Genomic DNA, 17176 nt, shown 5'->3' on the forward strand with positions numbered 1-17176 from the left:
AGTGCCCCAACGGCCCCGAACCCCCGAGCCCGACACAATCCCATGATTCAGATTCAGAATACCCTGATTTCCGACGATGTTCGGGATAATTTCTTTGTGTGCAACCTCGAAGCCTGCAAAGGTGCCTGCTGCGTGGAAGGCGACCTGGGCGCGCCGCTGGAAGAAGATGAGTTGCAGATCCTGCAAAACGAGTACGAAGCAATTAAGCCCTTCCTGACCGAAGCCGGTCGGCAGGCTATTGAGCAGCAGGGCTTGTACATCAAGGATTGGGAAGGCGACTTCAGCACCACCACCATCAACGACCGGGAGTGCGCCTACGCCCTCTACGACGAGCGAGGCATCCTGAAATGTGGCATCGAGCAGGCGTATCTGGCGGGCGTCACTTCCTTTAAAAAGCCTATCAGCTGCCACCTATACCCCATCCGTATCTCCAAATACGACGGCTTCGAAGCCCTGAACTACGACCGGTGGAGCATTTGCTCGCCTGCTTGCTCCTTCGGCGCCAATCTGGGTGTGCGCGTATATCAGTTCCTGAAGGAGCCCCTGATTCGCAAGTACGGCCAGGATTGGTACGGCGAACTGGTGCACGAAATCGAGCACGGCGACGCGCAGGTTAGATGAGACTTCATCATTGATAAATGAAGAAAAACAAAAAGGCTAATTCTGCAGAGTTAGCCTTTTTGTTTTTCTTCATGAAATGGAAGATATGTACATAAGTACAGAACATAGTGCTACTCAAATTCAGTAGCTTTTGCAGAAGGCAATGCGACAGTTAACTGTATTTGCTTGGTCTATAATGTCGGGAGAAGAAGAACCAATTGGGTTTGACTTAAGTAACCCAACTCACATATTTTTTGAAACTACTAAATCGGGCGTTCAGCAATTTCCCCAGCATCTGGCCATTTATCGCACACCAAACGAAGACTGGGAAGCTAGAGCTTTGTGGTTAGGCCAACTTCTGTCAAAACAGTTTAAAACGAATGTCATGGTGCCGTTCACTCATCCTGAGAAGCCGCATTACCCATATTATGATATCATATTTCAAGACGGAGAAAGTTATCTGGCGGATGATGGTAGAACTGAATGTGGAGAGCCAGATTCTAAACCCGTAGTCTTGCTCGGAGCGTATGTGCTACCCCATCTATTGTTCGATGCAGCAGGTAAATTGATAAAAGTATAACCTCTGTCAAAGATGCTTATTAGCTCATTTTTGACAGAGGTCACTTACGGATGAAGCGAGCAGAAACCCACTGTCGAATTACCTAGTTGGGTACCCACACCGAATAGCTTCGGGCCTGCACCGGGAAGTTGCCGTAGCCGTTGGCGTCAGTGGTGATGGTGCCGCTGTAGTTGCCTGTTTTGTCGGTGAGGGTGGCGCTTTTGAAGGGAGAGGTGATGCCTTTGGTGCGGGCCGTACTGCCGTCATTCAGAATCATCATCAGGCCCTTATGGGTTGAGTCGCCGGCGCGGGAGTAGGCGTAGTAGTCGGCGTCATCTACGCTGGTGTACTCGTAGGCGGCTCCGTAGGCGTTGGCCTTACGAATTGCCATCAGGGTTTTGATCTGATTGCCCAGGTTATAGTTGTAGTAGTCTTTGTAGAATACGCAGGGGTAGCCGTTGGCCCGGGTCAGGATATAGGCGTAGGCCAGCATCTTCAGGTTAACTACCGGCGAGTACAGCGCACCGGTTGTATGGTCGGTGTCGTGGTTGTCGACAAAGGAAACCGAGAGGGTAGGGTTCGACTCCGTGAAGCCTGCAAACTGCAGCCCGCGCATATCCCAGCTGCCATTGCCGCTGCTCATGCTTTGGAAGGTGTAATGCAAAGGCACGTCGAAAAGGCTGGTGCGCCCGCCGGTAGCCGACGCGTAGTTTTTCAGGTCAGTCAGGTTGCGGAACCAGGCCTCGCTCACGGCAAAGCGGGTGCCCTTTACCGCATCCAGCCACTCATTCACGAAGCTGGTCTGAATGTGCTTAGTGGCGTCGAGGCGGTACCCATCGAGGCTGAGCTTGGTGGTAATCCAGTTGCCCCAGTTCTTGGTTTCAGTGCGCTGGTTAACGTCGGCGTAGCGAATTTCTGAGCCCAGCAGATTGTCGTAGGCATCGTTGTTAGCGTAGGGCTGGAAATCCCAGGCATTCCACTGGTACCAGCCGTTGTTGGGCGCCTGCTGAGTGCCGTTGAAGTTGTAGTAGTGCCATTTAAATGAGCTGTAGGTGTTGCCGCGGCCGGGGTAAGTAAAGCTGGTCCACACGTTGTAATTCTGGCCGTTGTAGGTAAACTGCTCCTGAGCGTCGGCCGAGGTCAGGTGGTTCATCACCATGTCCTCGTATACCTGAATACCCTGCCCGTGCAGCGCCGTAATAGCCGACTGCAACTGGGCCAGCGTGCCGTAGCGGGTTGCTACCGTACCCTTTTGGTTGAACTCGCCCAAGTCATACCGGTCGTACACGCCATAGCCTACATCATTAATGCTACCCCCTTTGTAAGCCGGAGGCAGCCAAATGGCCGTAAAGCCTGCCGTCTTGAACTCCGAGGCGCGGGAGCCCAGCACCTGCCACCAAGTACCCTGAGTGTTGCTGATGGGCGTATCCCAGTAAAAGCCCTGCATCATAACACCGTTTACCGCTACGGCATCATTCGCTTTAGTAGTTACAACGGGGGTAGGGGTTCCCGGCGTAGCGGTTTCCTTGCTGCACGACGACAATACTGTGCCGGCAGTCAGCAGCCCAAGCAGAGCTGCCGCTGATCCTTTAAACATAGTGGGTGGGTTTGGTTGTGGAAAAGAACAAGGCAAGTATAGAAGAGCATAGCTGGAATTGTGCAATACTATTTTGGCTATTGCTAAATAAATAGTAAGTGGTTACTAACCTATTTTTGCCCGTTTTTAGGCATATTTATAATGCTGTATTAACTGAAACGCTATAATTGCTTGCTTGCCTTGTTATCGATAATGTTCTATTTGCGCGGAGTGGTTCTGGATTGACATGGATTCCTTTTGCAAGAGAAATAAAAAAGGGTTGCCTCCTAGGAGGCAACCCTTTTCATGAGTGGTTATAAGAGTCTACAGCTCTGAGAAGTCAAAGGATGTTTCTAGGAACTTCGTAGTGAAGTTGCCAGCTTTGAATTCTTCATTGTCCATGAGCTTCAGGTGGAAGGGGATGGTCGTCTTCACGCCTTCTACCACAAACTCCGACAGAGCCCGCTTCATTTTCACAATGCACTCCTCCCTAGTTTGCGCTACCGTAATAAGCTTGGCAATCATGGAGTCGTAGTTCGGCGGAATCTGGTAGCCAGCGTACACGTGTGTATCCACACGCACGCCATGGCCACCCGGAATGTGCAGCACCGTGATTTTGCCGGGCGAAGGACGGAAGCCATTGGCTGGATCTTCGGCGTTGATGCGGCACTCCATGGCGTGCATCTTCGGGCCGTAGTTGTTACCCGTAATCGGAATGCCGGCCGCTACCTTAATCTGCTCCTTAATCAGGTCGTAGTTAATGACTTCTTCTGTCACGGGGTGCTCCACCTGAATTCGGGTGTTCATCTCCATGAAGTAGAAGTCGCGGTTGGCGTCCACCAAGAACTCGATGGTGCCTACCCCCTCGTAGCCAATAGCCGAAGCGCCGGCAATGGCGGCCGCACCCATCCGCTCGCGCAGATCTTCCGTCATAAACGGTGAGGGAGCCTCCTCAACTAGCTTTTGGTGACGACGCTGAATTGAGCAGTCGCGCTCCGAGAGGTGGCACACATGGCCGTATTGGTCGCCGCACACCTGAATTTCGATGTGGCGGGGCTCCACTACAAACTTTTCCAGGTACACGCCGTCGTTGCCGAAAGCCGCTTTTGCTTCCGTACGGGCATCGTTCCACGCTTTCTCAAACTCATCCTCCGAGTTGATGATGCGCATACCACGGCCACCACCTCCAGCCGTAGCCTTCAGAATTACCGGATATTTGATTTCAGCAGCCACCTTTTTGCCCTGCTCCACTGATTCCAGTAGGCCTACTGAGCCCGGAATGCACGGTACGCCGGCAGCAATCATGGTAGCTTTTGCCGAGGCTTTGTCGCCCATCTGGTTGATCATCTCAGGCGAGGCCCCGATGAACTTAATACCATTTTCCTGGCATACGCGCGAAAATTCGGCGTTTTCGCTCAGGAAGCCGTAGCCGGGGTGAATGGCATCGGCATTAGTTATTTCAGCGGCGGCAATCAGGGTAGGAATGCTCAGATAGCTTTGCGCCGAGCTGGGCGGACCAATGCACACAGCTTCGTCAGCAAAGCGAACGTGCAGGCTTTCCTTGTCAGCAGTCGAGTAAACGGCTACCGTCTTGATGCCCATTTCCTTGCAGGTCCGAATTACGCGCAGCGCAATTTCGCCCCGGTTGGCAATCAGTATTTTCTTGAACACAGGTCTGAAGTAGATAAGAGAAGCTAGAGCTTAGAACTTAGATGCGGCAGCCTGTGCTACCCCGCAGTCTAAGCTCTAAGCTCTAGCTTCTACGTTCTCAAATTACATCGGCTCAATCAGGAACAGAGGCTGGTCGAATTCCACGGGAGAGGCGTTTTCTACCATGGCTTTCACTACCCGGCCCGACTGCTCAGCTTCAATTTCGTTGAAGAGCTTCATGGCTTCGATAATGCAGATAACCTGCCCTTTCTCCACCAGGTCGCCTACCTGCACGAAGGCCGGCGAATCGGGGCTGCTGCTACGGTAAAAGGTACCAATCATCGGAGCTTTCAGCGGCACGTAGTTGCCACCGGCGGCTTCTGTAGCGGCCGGGGCAGCTGGTGCGGCCGGAGCGGCTGGGGTAGCTGCCGCCGGAGCTGACGCTGCTACGGGAGCCGGAGCAGCCGCGGCCGGAGCCATCATGCCACCGCTTACTACTTTCGTGTTGGGCTCGCGCTGAACCGAGATTTTGAATTCCTCGGTTTCGATGTTGACTTTGTTCAGACCCGACTTAGCAATGAAGTCGATGAGTTCCTGTAGTTCTTTGGCTTTCATGAGGGCGTCGGTGGGCTTGTTAGGCTGCTTACTTGACTCTTTCGACATAGGAGTAGTCGCTCGTCTTGATGCGAATTTTGGTGTCGGTATCAATAAACAGCGGCACCTGAATGCGGGCCCCCGTTTCCACAATGGCGGGCTTGAGCGTGTTAGTCGCTGTGTCGCCTTTTAGGCCGGGCTCGGTGTAGGTTACCACCAGCTCCACTGTAGTGGGCAGCTCAGCGGTAAGCGGCTGCTCAGTTTCAGCGTGGAACAGAATGCTAACCTCTTGGCCTTCCTTCATTAGATCGGCAAACGGTACCATGGCCTCGGGCAATACTACCTGCTCGAAGGTAGCATTGTCCATGAACGTGTAGCCGTAGTCGTCCTTGTACAGGTATTGGTGAGGGCGCTGCTCTACGCGGGCCGTTTCTACCTTCACGCCGGCGTTGAAGGTGTTGTCGATAGTGCGGCCGGTTTTGATGTTGCGAAGCTTCGTCCGTACGAAAGCCGGGCCCTTACCGGGCTTAACGTGCTGGAATTCAGTGATGACGTGCAACTCGCCGTTGTAGTTCAGAACGAGCCCGTTGCGAAAGTCTGCGGTCGTGGCCATGGTGGGAAAAGAGTTTGAGAGGGAAAACCAGGTAGGGAAGGCCGGAAACGGCGGGTTCAAACCTGTATTTTCAACAGTCAGAAAGTGAGTTACTAGGGTGGAAACGCAACGAGCCGCCCCGGAAAGATGGCGGGGCGGCTCGTCGGGAGTGCAAGTATAGAAGTTTTCTACTTGTGGGCCGCCAAATTAGGCTGCTGTGGGGTCGGGTTTGGGGTCATAGGCCCACTTCAGGTATAAAGAGCCCCAGGTAAAGCCTCCGCCAAAGGCGGCAATAATTAGGTTGTCGCCCTTACGCAGTTGTTGCTCGTAGTCAGCCAAGCACAACGGAATGGTGCCGTTGGTGGTATTGCCGTACTTGTGGATGTTGAGCATCACTTTTTCGGGGCCAATGCCTACCCGGTTGGCGGTAGCATCAATGATGCGCTTGTTGGCTTGGTGCGGTACCAGCCAATCAATAGTATCAGGATTCAGGCCGTTGCGGTCAGCTACCTGAGCTGCTACATCGGCCATGTTTTTCACGGCAAACTTGAATACAGCAGCACCTTCCTGGTACACATAATGCTCGCGGTTGGCTACCGTTTCCGAAGACGGCGGGCGGCGGGAGCCACCGGCTTTCTGGTGCAGATACTGCTCGCCGTTGCCATCAGAGTGCAACTCCTGGTCGAGAAGACCTAAGCCTTCGGTGTTGGGCTCCAGCAGCACGGCGCCTGCACCGTCACCGAAGATGATGCAGGTAGCGCGGTCCGAATAGTCGATAATGCTCGACATCTTATCGGCCCCAATGACGATTACTTTCTTGTAAGCGCCCGTTGCAATGAACTGTGAGCCGGTAGCCAGCGCGTACATGAAGCCCGAGCAAGCCGCCTGCATGTCGAAACTGAAAGCTTTCGTAGCGCCCACGGCGGCCGAAATGATATTGGCCGTAGCCGGGAATACCAAGTCCGGGGTGGTAGTAGCGCAGATGATCAGGTCAATATCCTCGGCTTTGTTGCCCGTTTTCGCCAGCAACTGCTCTACGGCCTTAATGCCCATTACAGAGGTGCCCTGACCTTCGCCCTTCAGAATATGTCGCTCCTTAATTCCGGTTCGGCTCATAATCCACTCGTCGGTCGTGTCGACCATGGTTTCGAGCTCCTGATTGGTAAGCACGTAGTCGGGCACGTAGGAGCCGACTCCGGTGATGGCAGCGGTAATCTTCATTAGAGGGGGACGGAAAACGCGGCAAAGGAAAAGTCCGGCTCAGCGGCCGGACTCATAGTTGCCCTTAGGACTTGAAGGTGTTTTTTATCTGGTCGGCGATGCCAGAGCTAGCCATTTGGTAGCCTTGCAGCAGCATGTTGCAGATGGCCAAGGGCGTGCTCACGCCGTGCCCGATAATGGCGTTGTCGTTGATGCCCAGGATGGGAGACCCACCCACAGCTTCGTAGTTAAATTTGTCGAGGAAGGGGTCGTGGATATTCTTTTCGGCAATGATGTCGTACACCGACTCTGCCATTTTCAGCACCACGTTGCCCGTAAAGCCGTCGCAGACAATCACGTCGGCTTTATCATTGAACAGGTCGCGACCCTCAATGTTGCCAATAAAGTGAATATGTGGGTTCACTTTCAGCAACTGGTGCGCAGCCTGGGTAATAGCAGTTCCTTTGCCTTCTTCTTCTCCCAGATTCATGAGACCCACTTTGGGCTTCTCAATTCCGAGTACGTATTGGGCATACAAAGAACCTAATTCTCCGAACTGCTCCAGCATTTCGGGTTTGCATTCCGCATTAGCTCCTACATCGAGCATAATGCCCATGCCCCCGTGCAGCTTCGGAACAAAGTTGGCAATGGCCGGACGCATCACGCCGGGAACCGCTTTCACGCTGAACATAGCGCCTACTAGCATGGCACCGGTGTTGCCAGCAGAGCAGAACGCTTCTACCTCACCGGTTGCCAGCAGGCGGTAGCCTACGGCAATGCTGGAATCCTGCTTCTGCTGATATGCTTTAGCGGGATGCTCGCCCATCTCAATGATTTGCGAAGCGGGTACTACCTGCAGGTCGGCAGCGTCATGGCCGTGCTGTGCCAGCAAGGGGCGCACAGCATCTTCCTGGCCGATGAGCACAATCTGGGCCTTGCCGGCCAGCGCTTTGGTGGCCAGTACGGCCCCATCGACGGCGGCCTGAGGTGCGAAATCGCCCCCCATTGCGTCCAGGGCTATCTTCATGAACGGGAAATCAAAGAGGTCCGGGAGAGAAACTTTGTGGCGGCCACTACACCCCCAGCCTTGCTTTTAACAGCAGAGAAGCTGGGGGCGCATATGCCAGGCCGCACCGCAAAGCGGGTAAGCCGCTAACGGGTGACTATTCGTCGTCGTTGTCGGTGGCGGCAGGAGCAGTTACGGGAGCGTAGTCCTTAATGGCTACTTTACCGTTCAGGTACAGGTCGCCGTCAACTACATAGGCTTTGTGACGCAGGTGCAGCTCACCGGTGGTAGAGCAAACCGAAACAGCTTTCGGGGTCAGTTTGTAGTGGCTACGACGCTTGTCACGGGTTGCGGAGGAGGTCCGGCGCTTAGGATGTGCCATGGTTAAAAAAAGGGGTGATTAAAAGCAAAGAGAAAATTTACAAACGGAAGTCAGCGGAGGTGCGCTCGTCTAGTTGAGGTTGCGCAGCGCATTCCAGCGCGGGTCAATGCCATCATTGTCGTCATCCTCATCATCTTCGCCTTCCTGGCGGGTAGTAAAGATGAGCTTGGCATCGGCCTCAGGGTTTTCATCGGGCTCGTCCTGGAAGCGCGGGTGCAGCTTCTTCATGGGCAGAGAAAGACCGATATAATCGAACAGGTGTTGGGCTAGGGGTAGGGTCTGGGTATCAGGCGTGATTTGCAGCACGTTGTCGTCCAGCTCCAAATTCTGGTCGCCGAAGCGTACCAGCAATTGCTCCTGCGCTTCTACCTCCTGGTCGTATTCGTCCAGGCTTCGGTCGCAGATTTGACGCACGGTGCCGTGCAGGTCGAAATCAACGGTGATAAGCCGGTCGGTTTTGGTCAGGGTTACATCGGCGTGCACCTGGCCATCGGGGATAAGCTGCTGGTCAAACTGCTCAAAAAAGGCTTTGTCCAGGTCAAACGCGAAGTGGTGCGTTTTGTCGGCCAGCTTGGCAATGTTAATGTCGTATTGCGAGTCCTTCTTCACGGCTAGTTTGTAGCAGGGGGCAAAAGTAGAAAGTTTTGCCCGGTTTGTAAAAGCAGATGCGGGGTTAGGGTAGCCGTCTAGGCGTTTTTCAGAATAAAGTCTGACGGAATACCGAGCCGCTCATACAGCCGCTTGGCTAAATCAAGGGTTACGCGCCGCTTGCCATTTAGGATTTGTGAAAGGCGCCCAGCCGGTACCTCCAGTAGCTCAGCCAGATCTTTCTGCTTAAGGCGCATTTGTTGGCGCTTTAGCTCAATCATCTCGGCCAGAGAGGTTGGCAGGTTGGGGATGGGTAGGAGACCCAGCTTGCTCTCGTAGGTATCCAGGGCGGTAATCAGCTCCCGAAACTCCGCTTCTAGCGTGGCGTTGCCCTCAATACCAGCGGCTACCAGCGCGTCGAGGCGGCGGAGGGCAGTGCGGTAATCAGAAGGGGTAGTCAGCGTCATGAAAGGAGGTAGAAAGCAAAACGGAACCGAAAACGGCTCCGCTGATTACGGCTGCAAATGTACAGACTGATTTTAAAACAGCAAAGTAAATTTCGATTTTGAAAAGAATGTTTTCTTTTTGTGCAGCAATTCAGATGCAGAGGATTTCTGCCTGAGGCTGAATGATGCAGGTGATATTCAGAGTGTGAGCACCCTATATAAATAAATGGGATGGGGTAGCCCTCATTGACTCGTCAATGAGGGCTACCCCATCCCAAATTTTAAGCTATCCAGTGGGAAAACTTTTGTGAGCTTACTCGTGGCGGCCGCCGCGTGGCGCCGGCCCGGGAATGAGAGGCTTAATTTCTGCTAGGGCCTTCCGCTTGCGCACTAGGTCACAAGCCATGTAAAGCGCTTCCCGGAAAGAGGTTTCATCGGCTTTATACTGCCCGGCCAGGCCATAGGCGGTACCATGGTCGGGCGAGGTGCGAATGACGGGTAGGCCGGCCGTAAAGTTCACGCCGCGCTCAAAGGCCAGCGTCTTGAACGGAATCAGGCCCTGATCGTGGTAGAGGGAAAGGGTAGCATCGAACTGGCGGAACTGGCCGGTGCCGAAATATCCATCGGCAGGGAAAGGACCATAAACTAGGTGCCCTTCTTCCTGAAATTGCTGCAGTATGGGGGTTACTACGTCAGCTTCTTCGGTACCCAGCAGGCCTTTCTCGCCGGCGTGTGGGTTGAGGCCCAATACCGCTACGCGCGGCTTCTCGATACCAAAATCCTGTTTTAAGGAATCAACTAAGATGCGCAGCTTAGTAGTCAGCAGCTCGCGCGTTACGCGGCTGGGCACATCCTTGAGCGGAATATGGCCGGTGACGGTGGCTACGCGCAGGTCTTCACTGGCCAGCAGCATCAGACTTTCCTTGGACTCAAAGAAAGCAGTCAGGAACTCGGTATGGCCGGGGTAGCGGAAGTCGTCGGCCTGGGTATTTTCCTTGCTGATAGGCGCGGTAACCAGAGCATCGAGCAGACCAGCTTTCAGGTCGCGGGCGGCGGCAAGCAGGCTCTGACGAGCGGCGGCGCCACTAGCCTGGCTGGGTTGGCCGGGCGTGAGGGTGAAGTCCTCATCCCAGCACGTTACGGCGTTGTGCTTGCCTGGGGCAATATCGGCTGCTTCGCGCACTTGGCGGAAGGTAAGGGGCTCGTGGGTTGCGTCGGCCGGAAAATCATCGAACAGTACCGTAGCAGTACCATACACCACAGGCGTGCAGAACTTCAGCAGGCGCTGATCGAGAAACGTTTTATAAATAATTTCCGGCCCAATGCCGGCCAGGTCGCCGACGGAAATGCCAATGCGTGGAAGCATGGAAGGTAATTAGGGAATGAGGGAAGAGGAGGGGGGTAGGGGTTCACTTATCAGCTTACCTAGCTCTAACCACCATAGGGGGGTAGGAGTTAATGCAGAGCCCTCGCGTTGTGGACTTGGCACACCAAATGCGCAGGAAGACGAGCGGAAGCTCTACACCCGATTTTTCAAAAACTCATACGTAAGACGTACGGCTGTTCCGGTGCCGCCTTTGCCGCGGTAGGAATCGGGGGCGGTGAGGAAGGCAGGACCAGCAATATCGAAGTGAACCCAGGGGTAGCCTTCGGTAAAGCGCTCCAGGAACTTACCGGCCGAAATGGCGCCAGCCTCAGCTTTGCCCAGGTTGCTAATGTCGGCAATGCTGCTTTTGATATGGTCGGCGTATTCATCCCAGAGAGGAAACTCCACCAGACGCTCATGGGTAGCATTGCCGGCTTTTTTGAGAGCACTGAGAGTTCCTTCTTCGGCAGTGCCCATGCACACGATGCCCTCGATACCAATAGCCCGGGCGGCCGACCCAGTGAGAGTAGCAAAGTCGAGCACCAGCTCGGGCTCGTACTTTTTGGCGAAAGCCAGGGCATCAGCCAGAATCAGGCGACCCTCTGCGTCGGTATTCATTACCTCCACGGTAAGGCCGCTATACATGGTAATAACGTCGCCGGGGGCCAGGGCGGGGCCGCCGGGGCGGTTATCGGTGGCGGGCACCAACCCGATGACGTGCAGAGGAACCCGGTTTTTGGCCAGCGCCGATAATACACCTACTACCACCGCCGAGCCGGCCATGTCGCACTTCATCAAATCCATGCTGTTGGGCGTGGGCTTGAGGCTAAGTCCGCCGGTGTCAAACACTACCCCTTTGCCTACCAGTACAATAGGTTTCGTGTTTGTAGCACCCTCGGGCTTGTACTCCATAATAGAGAAGGTTGGTGGCTCGGGGCTACCCTGATTTACGGCCAGAAGGCCGCCCATGCGTAGGGCCTCAATGCGCACCAGGTCCAGCACTTCTACATGAAAACCAGCTACCTCCCCGGCTTCCTGGAAGCGCTGAGCCAGCTGAGTGGCATTGAGGTAGTTGTAAGGCATGTTTACCAAGTCGCGGGCCAGGTACACGCCCTGCAACACGTTGTCGAGCTCTTGCACTTTCTCGGCGGTCAGTTCAGGGCCAACCAAGGTCAGAAGCTGGAGGTCGGGTGCTTTTTTCGATTTCTCGTCGGTCTTATAGCCTTCAAACTGATAGGCCGTGAGTGCTAAACCTTCGGCGAGGGGTAGGGCCCCGGTGCCGGTGAGGTCGTTGATGAATAGTTCGGGTACCTTGTCGGCTTTCAGCCGGGCGTGCAGCTGATGACCGGCCTTGCGAAGAGCTTCCGCGGTGAGGTCGGCCGTCTTCTTAGTTTCGGCCACTACATAGTAATGGCGGTGGGTGTATTGGTTGATGCCCAGGAGCTTCTCACCGGCTGCCAACTGGTCGGCCACGTATTGGCGGGCGGGCTCGGGCAGGTCGGCGGCGGCGCTAATGGGGAGCTCAGTAGTACCGGCGGGCAAGATGAACACAGTGTCCGCGAAGGAAGGGAAATCCGTGGCGTAGGCGAGTGATAAAGGCATAGAGCAGGGTCGAGTAAAGCCAGCGGCTACCTCTCCCCGGAACCTAAGCACGGAGAAACGGCAGCAGCCCGCGTATCTTTGGGCGTGAAGGTAACAGGTAGCACGTAGTTGCTAGTAGGCCGGAAGAGGAAAGTGAATTGAAGCGGTACTAGTCGGAAGCGGACTAAGCCGTGAACCTTACTTCCAACCGACCTTTATTCAGTACCCTATCCTGCTGTCTTCAGCCACCTACCCCCTCCCTGTACATGGATTCCGTTAAAGCCAAAAAGCACCTCGGGCAACACTTCCTCACCGACCCCAACATTGCCCGCAACATTGTGGAGGCCTTGCGCCTGCCCGATGGGGTAGCGGAAGTGCTGGAAATCGGGCCGGGGATGGGCGTACTGACCCAAACGCTCATTCAGCACCCCGAGTACCGGACCTCGGTAGTGGAAATCGACCGGGAATCGGTGGAGTACTTGGGCAAGCACTACCCCGCGCTGCAGGGCCGGATCTACTCTCAGGATTTTCTGAAGATGGACCTAGGGAAGCTCTACGAAGGCCAGCCAATCAGCATTATCGGCAACTTCCCTTACAACATCAGCTCCCAGATTTATTTCCAGGTGCTGGCTCACCGCCAACAGGTGCGCGAGTGTGTGGGCATGATTCAGAAGGAAGTAGCCGACCGCTTGGCCGAGGGGCCGGGCACCAAAACCTACGGCATCCTGAGCGTGCTGCTGCAGGCCTTCTACGACATTGAGTACCTGTTCACGGTGCCCCCGCACGTATTCAACCCGCCGCCCAAGGTACAGTCGGCCGTCATTCGCCTTACCCGCAACAAAACCGAGCAGCTGGCCTGCGACGAAAAGCTGTTTTTTCAGGTGGTGAAGCAGGCTTTCCAGACCCGCCGCAAAACCCTGCGCAATGCCCTTAAACCCTTCGGCCTACCCCCCGAAGCTACCACCGACCCGATTTTCGACAAGCGGGCCGAGCAGCTTAGCGTGCAGGATTTCGTGGGCCTCACGCAGCGCGTGGAGCAAGCCCGGCAGTAAGCTAAGTACTGTTCCGGGCTAGGCCTCTTTGTCAATCATATCGAGCCAGTAAGTGGCTGGGCTCGCCTTCCGGAACCGAAATAGCAGCATCCGTTGCTGCAATTGCCAGCAGGCACTACCTCTGGCAAGCAGAACTTCTTTAACTGTTTTTTGTCTGCTGATGAGCCTTTGCTTAGTAATTGACGAAATGCATCCCGGCTTGCCGGACTTACTGCAGGAAGTGGGGGTAGAACTCCACTACCGCCCTGACCTGAAGGCCGCCGAAGTGCCAGTTGCTCTGGCCGCGCATTCTTACGAGGGGCTGATCGTGCGCTCCAAAGTGCGCGTAACCTCCGAGTTGTTAGCCCACGGCCCCTCCTTACGCTACGTGTGCCGGGCCGGGGCCGGAGTTGATAATATTGATGAAGAAGCCCTGGCTGCGGCGGGCGTAACGCTGCTCAATGCGCCGGAAGGCAACCGCGACGCGGTAGGGGAGTACGCCGTGGGGCTGCTGCTGGCCCTGTTTCGCAACATTGTGCGCGCCGACCGGGAGGTACGCGCCGGGGAGTGGAAGCGGGAAGCCAACCGGGGCGAAGAGGTGGGGGGCAAAACTATTGGACTGCTGGGCTATGGGCATATGGGTAAGGCCTTTGCAAAGCGCCTGCAGGCCTTCGACTGCACCGTGCTAGCCTACGACCATGACCCCAATGTGGAAGCCAACCACCACGCTACCCTCGTGAGCCTGCCGGAACTGCAGGCGCGGGCTGAAGTGCTAAGCATTCACATTCCCTATTCGCCAGCCAACCACCACTTCGTGAACGAAGAGCTTTTGGCGGGTTTTCGGAACGCGTTGTGGCTGCTGAACACTGCCCGCGGCGAAGTGCTCGACCACGCAGCCCTGGTCCAGCGGCTGCAAACCGGCCAGTTGCGCGGGGCCGCCCTGGATGTGCTCGAAAATGAAAAGCTGGCTACCCTCAGCCCCGAGCAGCAAGCCCGTTTCGATTACCTGCGCACTGCCCCCAACGTGGTGCTTTCGCCGCATGTGGGTGGCTGGAGCTTCCAGAGCTATGAGCGCATCAATCAGGTGCTGGCCCGTAAGCTGCGCGAGTTTATGAGCCGATAGCGGCAGATTCCGGGGTAGGCCGCTGGACAGGAAGCGCGCATTATTTCCCCGCATTTCGTATATTTGCCTAAACCTGTTCGGGGAGAACGGCCAGCCGCGCTGGCCGTTCTCCTTGTTTTTTGAGCTTACATCACCCCACCATGGCTACTATCAACTATTACACTCCGGAAGGTCTTCAGAAGCTGAAAGATGAGCTTCAGGACCTGAAAATCCGCGGCCGGGCCAAAGCAGCTGATGACCTGCGCGAAGCCCGTGACAAAGGCGACCTGAGCGAAAATGCTGAGTACGACGCGGCCAAGGAAGCTCAGGGCCTGCTCGAACTGAAAATCTCCAAGCTGGAAGAAATTGTAGGCAACGCCCGTCTGCTTGACGAGTCGAACCTGGATACCAGTAAGGTGCTCATCATGAGCAAAGTGAAGCTGAAAAACCTGAAAAATAACATGGTCCTCGACTACACCCTGGTGGCCGAGGAAGAAGCTAACCTGGCCGCCGGCAAAATTTCGGTGAAGTCGCCGATTGGCAAAGGTCTGCTGGGCAAATCGGCCGGCGATACGGCCGAAATTACCGTGCCGGCTGGCAAGCTGCAGTTCCAGATTCTGGAAATCAGCCGCTAGGGCGAGGTGGTGCAATGGTGAGTTTCTGAATTTCATGAACTCAATAAAAGGGCGAAGCTGACCGGCTTCGCCCTTTTGCGTTTTGCCGCGTACTTTGAAGCCTCGAAGTACCGCGTAGTATTAAACGTCGGGGTTCAGCCAACCATTCGCCTTTTCACTACCTCACCATCTCACCTCATGCCTTCCATTTTCTCCCGTATCGTTTCCGGCGAGCTACCCGCGTACAAGGTAGCTGAGGACGACCACCATTTGGCGTTTCTGGATATCACGCCCCTGGTTGAAGGTCACACGCTGGTTATTCCGAAAAAGGAAACCGATTACATTTTCGACTTGCCGCCAGCCGAGTTGGCCGCTTTGCACCAGTTTGCCCAGCGCGTGGCCAAAGGCGTGCGCGCGGCCGTGCCGTGCCGCCGCATTGGGGTAGCCGTTATCGGGCTGGAAGTACCGCACGCCCACATTCATCTGATTCCGATGAACAACGTGTCGGACATGAACTTCGCCAACCCCAAGATTAAGGTGGCGGAGGAGCGCATGAAAGAGTTGGCTGCTGCCATTTCCGCGCAGGTACCCGCTGCCGACACCGGTTCGGCGGCTGCGGCCCTGGCTCCCCAGGATACCAAAGGCGGCCGCGAAACCACCGAAGCTAGCGCGGCAGCTACCCCCGCTACAAGCGCCGATGCCACCCTAAGCCAGTTGCAGCAGCTAACCCAAGGCTTGGTGTATATGAGCGAATCGGAGGCGGCGCTGGAGCCGGTGAGCTACGCCGCCCCCGCTGGCCGTCTAACCAATGATGCCCTGGCCCAACTGGCGGGGGTAGCGCCCGGCACCAAGGTAGAAAAGCAGGAGTTGACTTATTTCCTGCGCAACCACACCGCCGACGATGGGGTGCTTGGCAATACAGAGCTAGCTAATCGATTCAAGGCCCTACAGATGTACCTGAAGCAGGAACTGAATGAGGTGCAGGTGTACCGCTTCGGCAGCGGCCCACAGGTACCCGTGCTGGTGCTCGGCGAGGCTGAAGGCGGTAAGCTGGCCGGCTTTAAAACCGTGCTGACGGAAACCTAAGCCCAGCAGCATCGCGCGTTGTACAAACGGTCGACTTCGCCTATAAAGTCGACCGTTTGTGCTTATACAGGGGGTAGAGAGTTTTTCAACAGGACACCTTAGCTGGCAGGCGGCAGCAGGTTCTGTTCGGTCTTGCCGGACCTTAGGCGCTGACGAATTCGGTTTTCGCGCTCGAATACTTTGATGAGCACGATGAAGTAGGAGAGGAGCAGCGGGCCCAGCACCAGGCCCAGAATGCCGAAGATGTTTACGCCCAGCACTACCCCAGCCAGCGTAATCAGGGGGTGGATGTCGCCGATGCGCTTGGCCAGCAGGATGCGCAGCAGGTTATCAATGTTCATGATAATGATGACCCCCACGAGCAGAATGCCTACGCCCTGGGTGGTCTGATTCTGGGCCAGCTTGATGATAGCCGCCGGCCCCCACACCAGCGGTGTGCCGAGCACCGGAATAAAAGCCAGAAAAAAGGCTACCACCCCCCAGAATGTAGAATCGGGTACACCGAAAATCCGGAGGGTAACGCCCGTCAGGATGGCCTGGACCAGAGCAATGAGGGCCTGGCCGAGCACGTTGGCATTCACGTTGTTTTTCAGCGAGTCACCGAGCTCATGCAGGGTACTGGGGCGGAAGGGGAGGTAGCGCCGCAGTCCGCGCAGAAAGCCAGCTTCCTGGGTAAACATGAAGTACAGCGTGAACAGCATCAGGCCAATGATAACCGTGAAGTGCAGCAGCCCACTGGCCAGGGACGGCAGCCGCTGGCTCAGCCAGCTGACAGCTTGCTGCAACAGCGTCCGGACGCTTTGCTCGTTGGTGAAGGTGTAGCCGGTTTTCTGCTCAATTTTGTGCAGCACCGCCATAATCTGGCTGGTGTCCTGGCCATAAAAGCGGATGCGGTCTACCAGCATCAGGCTCAGCGCCATGAAGGGCAGGATAATCACCACGAAAGCAAACACCAGCAGCCCCACCGTTACCAACTGCCGGTTCCAGCCCCGCCGGTGTACCAACGCCACAAACCACGGCCGAAATACCACGAACAGAATGCCAGCGCCTAAGAACGCCGTAATGTAGCTGCCTAGCCCTACCAGAATCAGCACGCTAATGCCCACCAGGCACAAAATCAGCAGCACGTACTGCTGGCGTGGCGTATAAATGTTGGTATCGGGCAGGGAAGACATACAGGCGGTCTAAGAGGTAGGCGAATGA

General features: G+C 55.6%; 18 protein-coding genes. 6 read left to right on the forward strand and 12 right to left on the reverse strand.

All coding sequences use genetic code 11. The annotated features are described in order from the left end of the window. Nucleotides 1-42: 42 nt before the first annotated feature. Entirely contained in the window at nucleotides 43-621 is a 579-nt protein-coding gene (locus DNI29_RS07945) for a DUF3109 family protein (protein WP_110977554.1), read from the forward strand. 142 nt (nucleotides 622-763) lie between these two features. Further along, nucleotides 764-1180: a hypothetical protein gene (locus DNI29_RS07950; protein ID WP_123823117.1), complete on the forward strand. Its 417-nt coding sequence runs from the start codon at nucleotides 764-766 to the stop codon at nucleotides 1178-1180. An 82-nt stretch (nucleotides 1181-1262) separates the two neighbouring features. Here the strand turns inward: DNI29_RS07950 and DNI29_RS07955 are convergent, their stop codons facing one another. From DNI29_RS07955 to DNI29_RS08005, 11 genes are all read right to left on the reverse strand, one after another. Then, on the reverse strand, nucleotides 1263-2756 hold the full coding sequence (locus DNI29_RS07955) for an alpha-amylase (protein ID WP_110977556.1): 1494 nt from the start codon (nucleotides 2754-2756) through the stop codon (nucleotides 1263-1265). Between the two features lie 303 nt (nucleotides 2757-3059). Then, nucleotides 3060-4406, reverse strand: a complete 1347-nt coding sequence (gene accC, locus DNI29_RS07960) for an acetyl-CoA carboxylase biotin carboxylase subunit (protein WP_110977557.1) — start codon at nucleotides 4404-4406, stop codon at nucleotides 3060-3062. A gap of 102 nt (nucleotides 4407-4508) precedes the next feature. Beyond that, a complete protein-coding gene (gene accB / locus DNI29_RS07965) occupies nucleotides 4509-5000 on the reverse strand; it encodes an acetyl-CoA carboxylase biotin carboxyl carrier protein (RefSeq protein WP_110977780.1) in 492 nt (163 codons plus the stop codon). A 28-nt stretch (nucleotides 5001-5028) separates the two neighbouring features. Further along, the gene (efp, locus tag DNI29_RS07970) at nucleotides 5029-5592 is read right to left on the reverse strand and encodes an elongation factor P (RefSeq protein ID WP_110977781.1); all 564 of its coding nucleotides are present in this window, start codon (nucleotides 5590-5592) and stop codon (nucleotides 5029-5031) included. A gap of 186 nt (nucleotides 5593-5778) precedes the next feature. After that, on the reverse strand, nucleotides 5779-6792 hold the full coding sequence (locus tag DNI29_RS07975) for a beta-ketoacyl-ACP synthase III (protein WP_110977558.1): 1014 nt from the start codon (nucleotides 6790-6792) through the stop codon (nucleotides 5779-5781). Between the two features lie 64 nt (nucleotides 6793-6856). Beyond that, a complete protein-coding gene (gene plsX, locus DNI29_RS07980; protein WP_110977559.1) occupies nucleotides 6857-7798 on the reverse strand; it encodes a phosphate acyltransferase PlsX in 942 nt (313 codons plus the stop codon). 136 nt (nucleotides 7799-7934) lie between these two features. Beyond that, nucleotides 7935-8159 (reverse strand): 50S ribosomal protein L32, encoded by a 225-nt coding sequence (rpmF, locus tag DNI29_RS07985; protein ID WP_110977560.1) that lies wholly within the window; start codon nucleotides 8157-8159, stop codon nucleotides 7935-7937. A gap of 69 nt (nucleotides 8160-8228) precedes the next feature. Then, entirely contained in the window at nucleotides 8229-8768 is a 540-nt protein-coding gene (locus DNI29_RS07990; RefSeq protein ID WP_110977561.1) for a YceD family protein, read from the reverse strand. Between the two features lie 77 nt (nucleotides 8769-8845). After that, nucleotides 8846-9214: a helix-turn-helix domain-containing protein gene (locus DNI29_RS07995; RefSeq protein ID WP_110977562.1), complete on the reverse strand. Its 369-nt coding sequence runs from the start codon at nucleotides 9212-9214 to the stop codon at nucleotides 8846-8848. Between the two features lie 292 nt (nucleotides 9215-9506). Continuing rightward, complete coding sequence (pdxA, locus tag DNI29_RS08000) at nucleotides 9507-10559, reverse strand: 4-hydroxythreonine-4-phosphate dehydrogenase PdxA (RefSeq protein WP_110977563.1); 1053 nt, start codon at nucleotides 10557-10559, stop codon at nucleotides 9507-9509. 153 nt (nucleotides 10560-10712) lie between these two features. Further along, nucleotides 10713-12161 carry a leucyl aminopeptidase family protein gene (locus DNI29_RS08005; protein ID WP_110977564.1) on the reverse strand — a complete coding sequence of 483 codons (1449 nt, stop codon included), beginning with the start codon at nucleotides 12159-12161 and terminating at the stop codon, nucleotides 10713-10715. 245 nt (nucleotides 12162-12406) lie between these two features. Between DNI29_RS08005 and rsmA the strand changes: the two genes are divergently transcribed. The 4 genes from rsmA (at nucleotide 12407) to DNI29_RS25245 (ending at nucleotide 15973) form a co-directional block, all read left to right on the forward strand. After that, nucleotides 12407-13192 carry a 16S rRNA (adenine(1518)-N(6)/adenine(1519)-N(6))-dimethyltransferase RsmA gene (rsmA, locus tag DNI29_RS08010; protein WP_110977565.1) on the forward strand — a complete coding sequence of 262 codons (786 nt, stop codon included), beginning with the start codon at nucleotides 12407-12409 and terminating at the stop codon, nucleotides 13190-13192. Between the two features lie 160 nt (nucleotides 13193-13352). Next, entirely contained in the window at nucleotides 13353-14294 is a 942-nt protein-coding gene (locus tag DNI29_RS08015; protein ID WP_110977566.1) for an NAD(P)-dependent oxidoreductase, read from the forward strand. Between the two features lie 140 nt (nucleotides 14295-14434). Next, nucleotides 14435-14908, forward strand: coding sequence for a transcription elongation factor GreA (gene greA, locus DNI29_RS08020; protein ID WP_045688540.1), 474 nt, complete (start codon nucleotides 14435-14437; stop codon nucleotides 14906-14908). A gap of 177 nt (nucleotides 14909-15085) precedes the next feature. After that, nucleotides 15086-15973 (forward strand): nuclease A inhibitor family protein, encoded by an 888-nt coding sequence (locus tag DNI29_RS25245; RefSeq protein WP_162303550.1) that lies wholly within the window; start codon nucleotides 15086-15088, stop codon nucleotides 15971-15973. A 98-nt stretch (nucleotides 15974-16071) separates the two neighbouring features. Here the strand turns inward: DNI29_RS25245 and DNI29_RS08030 are convergent, their stop codons facing one another. Then, nucleotides 16072-17148: an AI-2E family transporter gene (locus DNI29_RS08030; RefSeq protein WP_110977567.1), complete on the reverse strand. Its 1077-nt coding sequence runs from the start codon at nucleotides 17146-17148 to the stop codon at nucleotides 16072-16074. Between the last annotated feature and the right edge of the window lie 28 nt (nucleotides 17149-17176).

Source organism: Hymenobacter sediminis (genome assembly GCF_003231285.1).
GTDB lineage: Bacteria > Bacteroidota > Bacteroidia > Cytophagales > Hymenobacteraceae > Hymenobacter > Hymenobacter sediminis.

Coding starts and splice junctions, on each gene's coding strand:
- rpmF (WP_110977560.1), bottom strand. CDS start 8,159: ATGGCACATCCTAAGCGCCGGACCTCCTCCGCAACCCGTGACAAGCGT.
- DNI29_RS25245 (WP_162303550.1), top strand. CDS start 15,086: ATGCCTTCCATTTTCTCCCGTATCGTTTCCGGCGAGCTACCCGCGTAC.
- rsmA (WP_110977565.1), top strand. CDS start 12,407: ATGGATTCCGTTAAAGCCAAAAAGCACCTCGGGCAACACTTCCTCACC.
- DNI29_RS07950 (WP_123823117.1), top strand. CDS start 764: ATGCGACAGTTAACTGTATTTGCTTGGTCTATAATGTCGGGAGAAGAA.
- efp (WP_110977781.1), bottom strand. CDS start 5,592: ATGGCCACGACCGCAGACTTTCGCAACGGGCTCGTTCTGAACTACAAC.
- DNI29_RS07975 (WP_110977558.1), bottom strand. CDS start 6,792: ATGAAGATTACCGCTGCCATCACCGGAGTCGGCTCCTACGTGCCCGAC.
- DNI29_RS07945 (WP_110977554.1), top strand. CDS start 43: ATGATTCAGATTCAGAATACCCTGATTTCCGACGATGTTCGGGATAAT.
- DNI29_RS07995 (WP_110977562.1), bottom strand. CDS start 9,214: ATGACGCTGACTACCCCTTCTGATTACCGCACTGCCCTCCGCCGCCTC.
- DNI29_RS08005 (WP_110977564.1), bottom strand. CDS start 12,161: ATGCCTTTATCACTCGCCTACGCCACGGATTTCCCTTCCTTCGCGGAC.
- DNI29_RS07955 (WP_110977556.1), bottom strand. CDS start 2,756: ATGTTTAAAGGATCAGCGGCAGCTCTGCTTGGGCTGCTGACTGCCGGC.
- pdxA (WP_110977563.1), bottom strand. CDS start 10,559: ATGCTTCCACGCATTGGCATTTCCGTCGGCGACCTGGCCGGCATTGGG.
- DNI29_RS08030 (WP_110977567.1), bottom strand. CDS start 17,148: ATGTCTTCCCTGCCCGATACCAACATTTATACGCCACGCCAGCAGTAC.
- DNI29_RS08015 (WP_110977566.1), top strand. CDS start 13,353: ATGAGCCTTTGCTTAGTAATTGACGAAATGCATCCCGGCTTGCCGGAC.
- greA (WP_045688540.1), top strand. CDS start 14,435: ATGGCTACTATCAACTATTACACTCCGGAAGGTCTTCAGAAGCTGAAA.
- accB (WP_110977780.1), bottom strand. CDS start 5,000: ATGAAAGCCAAAGAACTACAGGAACTCATCGACTTCATTGCTAAGTCG.
- plsX (WP_110977559.1), bottom strand. CDS start 7,798: ATGAAGATAGCCCTGGACGCAATGGGGGGCGATTTCGCACCTCAGGCC.